This is a genomic window from Streptomyces sp. NPDC050988, from assembly GCF_044456225.1.
GTDB lineage: Bacteria > Actinomycetota > Actinomycetes > Streptomycetales > Streptomycetaceae > Streptomyces.
Genome location: NZ_JBITFQ010000019.1, coordinates 166,675 through 177,287, shown reverse-complemented (window position 1 = coordinate 177,287; position 10,613 = coordinate 166,675). Strand labels below are relative to the sequence as shown.

The following is a 10,613-nucleotide window of genomic DNA, read 5'->3' as shown; positions in this document are numbered from 1 at the left end:
ACGTGCTCGATCCGCGCGGCGTACTCCACCGACGGTGCGGCGTCGGCGGCCTTGGCGAGGGCGGTTGCCATGGTCGTCACCTCCTGGGAACTCATGGGAACTCATACGGATAAAAGGGGCGGGTGTGCGGGCCCGGCCAGGCTTGGCCGGGGGGTTACTTGACGCCGAGTCCGGCGTCGTCGACCGGGCTCTTGCCCTCGGCTTTGAGGACCTTGTTCAGCGGGGCCAGGTCGTAGATGCCGTCCAGCTTCGGCTGCTTGAGCAGGCCCGCCTTGACCGCGTGGGCGGCCTCGGTGTTCAGGGTCGAGGCCAGCGGGTCGTCGGTGAACTGGATCGACTTCCACGCCGGGTCAAGCACCTCGGCGGGCAGCGGCTTGCCGGACAGCTCCTGGAGTTTCGCGTTCGCGGCCGCCTTGGCCTTGTCGGGGTTGGCGTTGATCCACGTGTTGGTCTTCACCGAGCCGCGCAGCACCGCCTGCACCACATCCGGATGATCGGCCAGGAACTTCTGGGACACGATGATGTTGGTGATCACGAACTTCTTGTCCGGCCACAGGTCGGCCTCGTCCAGGAGGACCTTGCCGCCCTCGGCGACCAGCTTGGACGCGGTCGGCTCAGGCACCCACGCACCGTCGATGGAGCCGGACTTGTAGGCATCCGGGGTGATCTTGTTGTCGGTGCGGACCACCGACACATCGCCCTTGCCGCTCTGCGCGTCGACCGTCCAGCCCTGCTCGGCGATCCAGTTCAAAAACGCCACGTCCTGGGTGTTGCCCAGCTGCGGGGTGGCGATCTTCTTGCCCTTGACGTCCTTCAAGGACTTGACCTTGTCCGGGTTGACCACGAGCTTCACCCCACCGGACGCGGAACCCCCGATGATCCGCAGACCCTTGCCGTCCGTGGTGCTGTAACCGTTGATCGCGGGCGAAGGACCGATCCAGCCGATGTCGATCGAACCCGAGTTCAACGCCTCGATCTCCGCAGGCCCCGCATTGAACTGGGAGTAGGTGGCCTTCGTACCGCCGAGTTCCTTCTGCAGGAGGCCCTCCTGGTCGCCGACCAGGGCGGTGGCGTGCGTCAGGTTCGGGAAGTAGCCGATCCGCACGGTGTCCGCGGAGAGCTTCTTGCCCTCGGCCGCCACCTTCGACGTGTCCTCGTCCTTCGACTCGGACCCGTAACCGCAGGCAGTGAGAGCGAGCAGGGGAAGGGCGGCTATGGCGGCGATCGTGCGCAGGGTGGTGAGCGGTCGTGCGGCAGACACGGAGGTGTCCTCTCAGGGATGGGTTGTCAGGAGGTTCGGAAACGCGAGGCGCAAAGCCCGTTGGCGCGTAGCGCACCAGCACTCCACTACCGGCCCTCGGTGGCAGGAGTGCCGTCGCGGGCTGAGGAGCGGAACGTGGCGGGTGTCGCCGGAGTGGTCGGTGTGTCGCCGGCACAGCCACGCCTTGCCCGAAGGCATGCGGTCAGCTGGATGTGCGGGTGACGCGGTCGGCCGAGGAGCGTCCGGGGCGTCGGCAGGGGCGGGGTGGCAGGGAGCGCAGCGGTGTTCCGCGTGAGCCACCAGGTTCAGCGGACGGCGTCAGACGGGGCGACAGATGGCGCTGGACGTACGGCCGAGGTCGATGTGGCGACGCGAGGTCAGAAGGGGCAGCAACCGGTCTGTGCGGTTGAGCGTTCTCATGGCCACCCCGCAGTTCCCTAGTTTTCCCACCTGGTTGATGGGGATCGTGACAGAAGGCGGCCTTCACCCCAAGAGGGTGTTCATATAATGGACAGCGTGATCTCGATCTGTGAGATCGAGCTGGGTGTGGCCCTGCGGTCAGGGGTTTGTCCAGGCGCCGGGCGCATCGGACAGCGCGGAGACCCCGGCGGGCAACTCGGCCGACGCGACGTCGGCGAGGGAGACGCCCTCGAGGATCTCGCGCACGTTGGAGCGCAGTGCGATCCACAGGGGGAGCAGCGACTGGGCGGGTCCGGTGTAGGACAGGTCGGGAGGGCGGACCCCGCGGACCGAGACCAGCGGCCCGTCCACGACGCGAATGACGTCGGCGATGCTGATGGACTCTGGGGGCTTGGCCAGCCGGTAGCCGCCGTTGCCGCCGCGCTGGCTGAGGACGAGTCCACCCCGGCGCATGTCGTTCAGGATGCCTTCGAGGAATTTGTGCGGGATGTCCTGGGCGTCGGCGATGGCCTCGGCCTTCAGTGGCCCGTCATTCCGTGACGCGGCGAGCTGCAGTGCGGCACGTACCGCGTAGTCCGCCCTGGCTGAGATCCGCATGCGTTCATTATCCCGTACGAATTCGGTCGGCGTCCGCCGCGGGCGGGATGCCGGGCACCCGTTCTCTTCCGGCGGCCAAGGGGTTCAGGTCGCCGCTGATCAAGAAAGGCCTTGCGAGGTCAGGCAGGCAGGATGAACGGGGGGTGTGCACCGTTGAGGAAGTAGTCCCCGACATCGCGGAGTCGGTCGGCCACCGGCTCGTACAAGGTGTGGGTCCTGGCATTGCGCCAGAAGCGGTCGAAACCCAGCCGCGAGGACGTGGAGCGGGCGCCGATGACGTCCAGTGCGCGGGTGGTGCATTCCTGTACGGCCCTGGATGCGGAGGCTTCGGCCATCGCCACGAGGACCGATATCTCCGCGTACTCGTCGTACGTGAGGTCTTCGCCGCGCGCCAGCCCGCCCTGCAAGGCATCCAGTGCTTGATCGGTGAGCGCGGACGCGGAACGGGTGAGGACGGTGAGTTCCCCGTACGCGGTCAGCACCTGAGGGTCCTGCGGAGAGCCGGCCGGCCAGGCCGGGTCCCAGGGGGAGTGGCCCGCCCGGCTGTACTCACGGGCCTCGGCGAGCACTCCCTCGGCCATGCCGAGACGGAGCTGGACGGACACGAGCCGCCCGACCGGCGACGCCAGGGAGGCTACGGGCGACAGGGCGTCCTCGTCCGCGGACAGGGAGCCGAGTACGTCGTCGGTGCTGACCGGCACGCCGTCGAACTCCACGCTGCCGCCGGCCGCGAGCCGTTGGCCGAAGGGGTCGGCGTCACCGTCGATCACCACGCCGTGCCGGGCGGGATCGACGACCACGGCGAGCGGTTCGCCGGTGTCGGTCCGCACGGCTCGTACGACGAGCCGGTCGGCGACCAAGACCCCGGTGACGTAACTCTGCCGGCCGTCCAGCAGGTAGCCACCGGCGGTCCTGTTCAGTGCGAGAGGTGGTTCCTGACGGGCGAAGCCACCGCCCCAGCACCACTGCTCCGCCGCGGACCGCCGCCCGACCTGCGCGGCGAGCGCGGGCTCGGTGAAGAACCGGGCGCTCCACGACATGAAGTAGTGACAGCCGAGGAGCTGGCCGATGGCGCCGTCGGCCGCGGCGATCTCCCGGACGACGGCGTAGGCCGTGCGCCAGCTCTCGCCTGCGCCCCCGAGTTCGGCCGGTATCAGCAACGTCAGCAGGCCCGCCTCGCGCAGCCGGGACACCTCGTCGAACGGGACCTTGCCTGCCTGCTCCCGGACCACCGCGTCCGTGGCCAGGTCGTCCGCCGTCTCGCGGGCCACGCGCAGCCAGTGCGCACGGCCCGTCGCGGTCCGGTCCGACTCAGGCGCGGGACCGGACTGCGCGGGGGCAAAGCCCATGGGACTGGTCTCCTCAAGGCCGGCCGCAGAGAGCGGCGTCGGGGCTCGTTTGCTGGTCGGGCACGTACTTGTAGCCCACGCGTCGTACGGTGACGATCCGGTGCTGGTGAGCCTTGCCCAGCTTGCGGCGCAGGCGCGCGATGTGGACGTCCACGGTGCGGCCGTCGCCGACGTGGTCGTAGCCCCAGACGTTGGCCACCAGCTGCTCGCGCGAGTGCACCTGATGGGGGCGCAGAACGAGATGGGCCAGCAGCTCGAACTCGAGGTAGGTGAGGTCGAGTTCGCGGCCGTCCGCCTGCGCGACATGCCGTGCGGTGTCGACGTGGATGCTGTCTCCGCTCGTTGGCGGCGCGGGCGGCGAGTCGTCGTAGGTGACCGGCCGGAGCTCCGGCCGTACGCCGTCCTTGACGAAGAGTTCGGCCGGGTCGGTGCCCTCGGGGACGAACAGGAGGTAGCCGACGAGCGGGGCCGCATCGCGTTCCCCGGTGCCGCTCTGTGGGGTGGCGCCCACCAGACGAAGATGGCGCACGTCGGAGAGCGGCGAATGCAGGGGAGCGGGCTGAGCGGGAAGTGCCGTGGTCATGGCGGTCGTCCTTCAGAAGGATGTCGGGCTGTCGGGAGTGGTGGGTGAGTTCACCTGAAGGATGCGGAGCGGCACGCGCGACGGGTGCGAGTCGCGTGCCCTAGCCGCGACAGCAGGCGGCGCTGACGACGTGACCAAAGTCGACATGCCGACGACGAACGAGTCGTTGCTGCGTGGGGCACATGTGCATCATCCTGCGCATCCCAGCAGGGCGTCGTCAATACTTCCCTAGTAAATCGATAGGAAATATAGGGAATGATCGACTGGGTGGCCGGTATTCGTTGTCGTGGCTGGGCGCATGGCCGGCCAGCCAGCATGCCGGAGCGGGTCCGGCATGCGGGCGTTGGTTGACGATGAGCGAGATGTACTGCTCAATTGGCCGCATGAACGCCCAGCCGCGCTTGGTCTCGCGTGACCACATCGACTTCGGTCGGGTGTGGTCCGCGGCGTGTCGCGCCTGACTCGGGCGGTGGGCCGTCCGTCGGCCCTCCCCTCCTCGGTGACCCCGTCGAACCCGTCGCGGACCGAGTTCTCCCTTCGGCGCATCGACCCTCGCAGGCACTGACCCGCACAAAGACGTGGTCCTGTGGGCCCTGACGCGCGCTGCCGCCGTCCGGTTCGCCGCCTGACGTCGAGTGTCGACTCGCTTGCTACAAGTGCCGCGCCGGTTCCTTGACGAGCCATTTCCCGACGAGCCGTTCCCTGATGAGCCGTTCCCTGACGAGTGGTCATATCCCGCTGCGCAAAGGACAGTTCCGCCAGCCCGTACGAAAGGTCATTCCCATGCCCGTGGAGTTCCTCGGCATCGCCGCGACCAACAACGGATCCGAAACCACCGCGCGGTCCGGAGCCGCCTTCGACAAGGAGTACACGCTCCGGCTGGCGCGGGCGCACGAGGAGCACGGCTGGGACCGGGTGCTGTTCGCCTACGGCTCCGGTTCGCCGGATCCCGCGCCGGCCGCCGCCTACATCGCGAGCAGGCTGGACCGGCTCCAGATTCTGCTTGCTCACCGGCCCAACGTCTCGTACCCGACCTTCGCCGCGAAGACATTTGCCACCCTCGACCAGATCAGCGAGGGCCGGCTGACCGTGCACTTCATCACCGGCGGCAATGACCAGGAGCAGGGCCGCGAGGGTGACATCCTCACCAAGGACGAGCGTTACGCCCGCACCCGCGAGTACATCCGGATCGTCAAGAAGATCTGGACCACCCACGAGCCCTTTGATCACGAAGGCGAGCACTACCGTTTCCACGACTTCGTCAGCGACGTCTTCCCGGTTCAACAGCCCCGCCCGAATGTGTCGTTCGGCGGTTCGTCGCCCGCCGCGTACGCCGCAGGGGGGCGCCGAAGCCGACATCTACTGCCTCTGGGGTGAGCCCCTCGCGACGACCGCCGAGCAGATCGAGAACGTGAAGGCCGCCGCGAAGGCCGCGGGCCGCACCGAAGTACCCCGCATCCAGGTGGCGTTCCGCCCGATCATCGCCCCGACCGAGGAACTGGCCTGGGAGAAGGCGCACCGCACGGTCGGTGTGATCAAGGCCCGCAAGGAGAAGGGCGAGGCGATCACCAAGCGCCACAACAGGCAGACGCAGCAGCAGGCCGCAGCACCTCAGAACGTCGGCTCGCAGCGTCTGATCGCCATCGCCGAGGCGGGGGAGCGCTACGACCGGGCCCTGTGGACCCCGACAGCCGCCGTCACTGGGGGCGCGGGCAACTCCAACGCCCTGGTCGGCACACCAGAAACGGTCGCCCAAGCCCTCCTCGACTACTACGACCTCGGTGTCGACATCCTCTCCGCCCGGGGCTACGACCTGTTGGACGACGCGATCGACTTCGGCCGGTATGTGATCCCGATTGTCCGCGAGGAGGTCGCCAAGCGCGATGCCAAGCGCGATGCCAAGCGTGATGCCGAGCGTGATGCCGAGCGGGCGGCCTCCGCCACGCAGAGCCTCGCGGTGGTGAACGGATGACATCAGTGGCGCAACCACCGTCGTCCTCAACCGAGTTGACGGTGGTTCAAGTGACCGTGTCCGACCCGCGAGTGAGACCGCTGCTGCGCGAACTCGGCGACGAGTATTCGACGCGATACGGCAAGGACGCGCACGCCGAACTCGCCCGCTATCCCGACGAGGAGTTCACCCGGTCGCACGGCGGGGTGCTGCTCCTGGCCCTGGAGCGGGATGAGCCGGTCGCGGGCGGCGCGTTCCGCCGGTACGACGCGACCACGGCGGAACTCAAACGGATCTGGACGCACTCCGCCCACCGCAGACGTGGCCTCGCGCGCCGTGTCGTCGCCGAACTCGAACACGAGGCGAGCGCACGCGGCTACCGGCGGATCTACCTGACGACGGGGCCGCGCCAGCCCGAGGCCCGCGGCCTGTATCTGGCCACCGGCTACACCCCGCTGTTCGACACGTCCGCCGACCCGGAAACCATCGGCCCGCTGCCCTTCGAGAAGCACTTGCCGGCCGAAGCGCGCACATGAAAGGCCGCAGGCATCTGACCGCAATCAGCCTTGAACATCCAGGCCGTTGGGATCGAGTGCTGCACGGATCCGGCCGAGCCACTCTGCACCGAGCTGGCGCCCGTTCGGGAGTTGGTCGTCTCGGTCCCAGCGCCACGTTGTGATGATGGCCAGCACGAGGATCCGGCACTCGCGGAGCAAGTCCTGGTCGAGACCTGGATAGTGCTCGCTGACCTCTTCGGGCGCATGGGCGAGGTCGAATTCGACGGGCCCGCGGCAACATGTCTCGAAGTCGATGAACAGCGGCCCGTTCTTCGTGGTGAGCAGGTTGCCCGGGTGTGGCTCGCCGTGCAGCAACTGCTCGGCGGCGCCGCTGCGCTCGCCGATCGCTCGTCCAAGGCTTCGTAGCGTGTCGCTGAGCAACTCCCGGTCCGCGTCGGCGAGTTCCGGAGTGCGCTCGCGGTTCGCCAGGAATTGTTGAGCCTGCTCGACTCGCTCCATGAAGTGCGGCGTCGGGACATCGAGCTTGCGCATCCCTGCGTGCAGCTGCTCGAGCGCATGGGCGAAGCCCGCCGGTGAGACCTCGTGAGGTGCCACGGGTTCGTAGTAGGTCCACAGCGTGACCACGAAGCCATCGCGCTCAAAGACGCGTGGCTCCACTCGCGGCTCAAGGGCGGCCACCGGGCATCCGGATTCGCCGAGCCGCTGAGCGACTTCGACCTCGAATTGTGCGACCTGTTGCTCTACAGGCGCCACCCGGGCCAGGACGTCACAAGGCAGCAGACGCAGAGTGAGCTTGTTGGAGTCATTGAGAATGATCGCGTCGTCGACGGCCAGGTCAAGCGATGAGGCGATCGACCTGGCCGCGGCCGTCGCACGCGAGACCTCTGACGCCTGCATCGTCGCCAGGCCCCTTTCCCCTGAGTGCTGCTGAGTACTGCCTCGGCTCTCCAACTGGTGCAACTGGCCTGCGCACCCTACCAAGTTGTCGATCGAGGAACGCGTGCTGCAGCGCGGCGACAAGGTCAACGATGCGGTTCAGCTCGGTATGCCATATCGCAGCCACACTCCGGGCGGCGGCCCGGGAGTGGGGAGTCGGGAGTCGGGAGTTCAGTGAAGGTGGGCCAGGACCTGCGGGTTCGCGCAGTGCGCGAGCGGCCGGCCTGCCAGGAATGCTGCTACCTCCGAAGCCACGATGGAGGCGGCATTGAAGGCGATCTGTTTGCTGGCGCCGGCCAAGATGCGGCGTCATGACGATGTTGGGGGTCGTGAGTAGACGTGAGCAGACGTGAGCCGGCGGGGATCGGCTCGCGGGGGAAGACGTCGAAGGCGGCGCCGAAGAGCTTTCCGGAGTCCAGGGCGTCGCACACGGCTTCGTTGTCGACGAGCGACCCGCGGGCACAGTTGACCAGCACGCCGCCGGCCGGCATCAGGTCGATCATCCGTCGGGAGATCAAGCCTTCGGTCTCCGGAGTCGCGCGGGCATGGACGGTGACGAACGTGGAGCGTCGCATGAGGTCCGCCAGGTCGGTCACCTCGGCCGGTGACACGTCGTGCGCATGGACGAAGGGGTCGGCGACGAGCACCTGTGCGCCGAATCCGCGGAGGATCCGGGCGACCCGGGAACCGATGGCGCCGTATCCCACGATGCCGACGGTGCTGCCCTGCAGCTCCGGCCCGACCTGTTCGAACATGTAGTAGTCACCTCGCCAAGTGCCTGCGGCGAGGTCCGCGTGGGTGGCGGGGACGCGTCGGGCCGCGGCCATCATGAGGGCGACCGTGTGCTTGGCGGTGGCGGTGGCGTTGCGTCCGGGGGCGAAGGAGACCGCGACGCCGTGCCGGGTGGCTGCGTCGAGGTTGGCGTTGACGGGGCCGCCGCGGCTGACGCAGAACAGGCGCAGACCGGGGCCGGCCTCGCGGAAGGTCGCGGTGGGCGCTGCCGGCCGGAGCCTGTCGAGGAACAGGGAGTTGAGGACGAAGTGGTCACCGGCGGTGAGGATGGTGGTCACTTGAGTTCTCCTGGGGTCACGGGGCGGTTCAGTGTCAGCAGCGACGGCGCGCCGTCACGCAGGACGAGTTCGTTCAGGGCGCAGTTGGCCAGGAACGGGAAGGTCCGGCGGTACTGGCGCAGCGGCAGGCCGAGCATGCGGCAGAGCGCGAGCCGGATCGCGGTGGAGTGGCCCACGACGAGAACACGGCCTTCGTGGTGATCGGCCTGGAGGTCGGTGAGGAACGCCAGATAGCGGTCGCTCGCGTCGAGGGGGTTCTCCCCCTTGGGGAAGTGGTTCGTCACCGGGTCGGTCCTGAAGGCCGCCAGGTGGCCGGGAAACCGCTCGTGCATCTCCGCTCGGGTGAGGCCCTGATGGAAGCCTGCGACCGCAAGATCCTGCTGGTCGACCACACCAAGTTCCAGCGACGCGGCCTCTACCAGCTCGCCCCCGTCACCGCGTTCGACCTCGTCATCGTCGACGCAGGCATTTCAGCGTCGCAGCTCGACACGTTGCAGGCCGGAGGCGCGGAAGTCCTCGTCGCCGACCCGGAGTGAAAGCCGGTTCGTGTGCGGTGGGGGAGGGGCCCGCGGCGGTGGGGGGAGCGGCCCGCGGCCGCCACCGGCGTCGTGCGCGGACTCCTTCGCGGTGCCGTCTGCGCAGGTCATGGCTGCGATTGCCGACCGGTGTCGGCTGCACCAGAAGCCGGTCCGGCAGCGACGCGTTCGACAGGATCACCCCACACGGGTGCATGGCGTAGCGGCGCGGGGGCGGATCCGGCCGCAGGCAGTGGAACGCTTCGGGCGCGGGGAGAGAAATCGGGAGAGGGCTTCCGCTTCTGAACCGGGCGGCCGGTAGGGCTCCGTCGGGTGTGATCGGGTCTTGCTCGTTCACTCTGGTGGGAGGGCCGGAGTGGGCGGTGGCAGGTGGTGCAGGCGCCGCGCCGGGACCGCCTTCGAAGTGGTCCGGGCCCAGGCCGTGTTGGAGTTCCCGGTAGTCGTGCTCGATGTGCCGGCGGATCTTTGCCGGGCGGACGAGTTCGGCGAGTGGCATGGCGGCGGGATCGGCCGGGTCGGCCGATTCACCGTGCCGTCGGGCCCGTTGCCCCCGTGGGGAATTCCTCGATTCCGATGACCCGCAACAGTTCCAGCCGCTCGCGGGCCTCGGCGTCCGCCGGGGTGAGCACCAGCAATTGCTGGCCCTGGTCGGGAGTGACCAGGGTTTCGCAGTCCATCAGGAGGCGGCCGACCCGCGGATGCAGCAGGGTCTTGCGGTCGGCGCGTCGGACCGCGACCTCGTGCTCGGCCCAGAGCCGGCGGAAGTCGGCGCTCGCGGCCTGCAATCGGTCGACGAGTCCGGCGACGGTGGAGTCGCCGGACCGGCGGCCGGCGGCCGCGCGCAGGTCGGCCACGAGCTGGCGGGCGTGGCGTTCCTGCTCCTCGGGTGGGGTGACGGCCCGGGCTACGGGGTCGGTGAACCAGCGGTATGCGATGTAGCGGCGGTCACCGGACAAGCCGGTGTGATCGCCCATGAGCAGGAGCGCGGCCCGGTTCTGGGCGAGGACCTCGCCCAGGTCGGACAGCACCAGGGCCGGGGTGTCGCCGAGCAGGTCGAGCATGCGGATCAGGCCGGCGCGGGCCTGGCGAGCCACTCCGTCGGCGGGTGGGGGCCGATGGCCGGCCAGATGGAACAGGTGGTCGCGCTCGTCGTCGGAGAGGCGCAGCGCCCGGGCCAGCGCGCCGAGCAGCTGGACGGACGGCTGACTGCTGCGGCCCTGCTCAAGGCGTACGACGTAGTCCACCGACATGCCGGCGAGTGCGGCCACCTCTTCCCGGCGCAGGCCGGTGGTGCGGCGGCGGGGGCCGTCGGCGATACCGACCTCGGCCGGGCGGATCGCCTCGCGGCGGCGGCGCAGGAAGTCGGCGAGCTGCTCACGTTCCATGGCCTCA

The 10,613-nt window shown here is 68.9% G+C and carries 10 protein-coding genes and 2 pseudogenes; 3 read left to right on the top strand and 9 right to left on the bottom strand.

The window, feature by feature from the left end; translation table 11 throughout:
- Positions 1-154: 154 nt before the first annotated feature.
- From ACIBEI_RS32650 to ACIBEI_RS32630, 5 genes are all read right to left on the bottom strand, one after another.
- The gene (locus ACIBEI_RS32650; RefSeq protein WP_398893796.1) at positions 155-1,261 is read right to left on the bottom strand and encodes an aliphatic sulfonate ABC transporter substrate-binding protein; all 1,107 of its coding nucleotides are present in this window, start codon (positions 1,259-1,261) and stop codon (positions 155-157) included.
- A 318-nt stretch (positions 1,262-1,579) separates the two neighbouring features.
- A complete protein-coding gene (locus tag ACIBEI_RS32645; RefSeq protein WP_327394225.1) occupies positions 1,580-1,681 on the bottom strand; it encodes a putative leader peptide in 102 nt (33 codons plus the stop codon).
- A gap of 138 nt (positions 1,682-1,819) precedes the next feature.
- Positions 1,820-2,278, bottom strand: a complete 459-nt coding sequence (locus ACIBEI_RS32640; protein ID WP_398893795.1) for an RrF2 family transcriptional regulator — start codon at positions 2,276-2,278, stop codon at positions 1,820-1,822.
- Positions 2,279-2,397: 119 nt separating this feature from the next.
- Positions 2,398-3,627: an acyl-CoA dehydrogenase family protein gene (locus ACIBEI_RS32635; RefSeq protein ID WP_398893794.1), complete on the bottom strand. Its 1,230-nt coding sequence runs from the start codon at positions 3,625-3,627 to the stop codon at positions 2,398-2,400.
- A gap of 13 nt (positions 3,628-3,640) precedes the next feature.
- Entirely contained in the window at positions 3,641-4,210 is a 570-nt protein-coding gene (locus tag ACIBEI_RS32630) for a winged helix-turn-helix domain-containing protein (RefSeq protein WP_398893793.1), read from the bottom strand.
- Positions 4,211-4,993: 783 nt separating this feature from the next.
- Here ACIBEI_RS32630 and ACIBEI_RS32625 point away from each other — a divergent pair.
- Positions 4,994-6,182 (top strand): annotated as a pseudogene (locus ACIBEI_RS32625) (LLM class flavin-dependent oxidoreductase).
- Complete coding sequence (locus tag ACIBEI_RS32620) at positions 6,179-6,697, top strand: GNAT family N-acetyltransferase (RefSeq protein ID WP_398893792.1); 519 nt, start codon at positions 6,179-6,181, stop codon at positions 6,695-6,697. Before ACIBEI_RS32625 ends, ACIBEI_RS32620 begins: the two are co-directional and overlap by 4 nt.
- 24 nt (positions 6,698-6,721) lie before the next feature.
- Here the strand turns inward: ACIBEI_RS32620 and ACIBEI_RS32615 are convergent, their stop codons facing one another.
- From ACIBEI_RS32615 to ACIBEI_RS32605, 3 genes and pseudogenes are all read right to left on the bottom strand, one after another.
- Entirely contained in the window at positions 6,722-7,576 is an 855-nt protein-coding gene (locus ACIBEI_RS32615) for a phosphotransferase enzyme family protein (protein WP_398893791.1), read from the bottom strand.
- Between the two features lie 210 nt (positions 7,577-7,786).
- Positions 7,787-8,685, bottom strand: a pseudogene (locus ACIBEI_RS32610) (NAD(P)-dependent oxidoreductase).
- Positions 8,682-9,017, bottom strand: coding sequence for a histidine phosphatase family protein (locus ACIBEI_RS32605; RefSeq protein WP_398893803.1), 336 nt, complete (start codon positions 9,015-9,017; stop codon positions 8,682-8,684). Before ACIBEI_RS32605 ends, ACIBEI_RS32610 begins: the two are co-directional and overlap by 4 nt.
- Between ACIBEI_RS32605 and ACIBEI_RS32600 the strand changes: the two genes are divergently transcribed.
- Entirely contained in the window at positions 9,012-9,221 is a 210-nt protein-coding gene (locus ACIBEI_RS32600) for a hypothetical protein (RefSeq protein ID WP_398893807.1), read from the top strand. The two genes, ACIBEI_RS32605 and ACIBEI_RS32600, sit on opposite strands and share 6 nt — an antisense overlap.
- Positions 9,222-9,745: 524 nt before the next feature.
- On the opposite strand, the gene ACIBEI_RS32595 is transcribed toward ACIBEI_RS32600, so the two are convergent.
- The gene (locus ACIBEI_RS32595; RefSeq protein WP_398893790.1) at positions 9,746-10,606 is read right to left on the bottom strand and encodes a helix-turn-helix transcriptional regulator; all 861 of its coding nucleotides are present in this window, start codon (positions 10,604-10,606) and stop codon (positions 9,746-9,748) included.
- Positions 10,607-10,613: the final 7 nt, after the last annotated feature.

Coding starts and splice junctions, on each gene's coding strand:
- ACIBEI_RS32635 (WP_398893794.1), bottom strand. CDS start 3,627: ATGGGCTTTGCCCCCGCGCAGTCCGGTCCCGCGCCTGAGTCGGACCGG.
- ACIBEI_RS32615 (WP_398893791.1), bottom strand. CDS start 7,576: ATGCAGGCGTCAGAGGTCTCGCGTGCGACGGCCGCGGCCAGGTCGATC.
- ACIBEI_RS32605 (WP_398893803.1), bottom strand. CDS start 9,017: ATGCACGAGCGGTTTCCCGGCCACCTGGCGGCCTTCAGGACCGACCCG.
- ACIBEI_RS32645 (WP_327394225.1), bottom strand. CDS start 1,681: ATGAGAACGCTCAACCGCACAGACCGGTTGCTGCCCCTTCTGACCTCG.
- ACIBEI_RS32595 (WP_398893790.1), bottom strand. CDS start 10,606: ATGGAACGTGAGCAGCTCGCCGACTTCCTGCGCCGCCGCCGCGAGGCG.
- ACIBEI_RS32640 (WP_398893795.1), bottom strand. CDS start 2,278: ATGCGGATCTCAGCCAGGGCGGACTACGCGGTACGTGCCGCACTGCAG.
- ACIBEI_RS32620 (WP_398893792.1), top strand. CDS start 6,179: ATGACATCAGTGGCGCAACCACCGTCGTCCTCAACCGAGTTGACGGTG.
- ACIBEI_RS32630 (WP_398893793.1), bottom strand. CDS start 4,210: ATGACCACGGCACTTCCCGCTCAGCCCGCTCCCCTGCATTCGCCGCTC.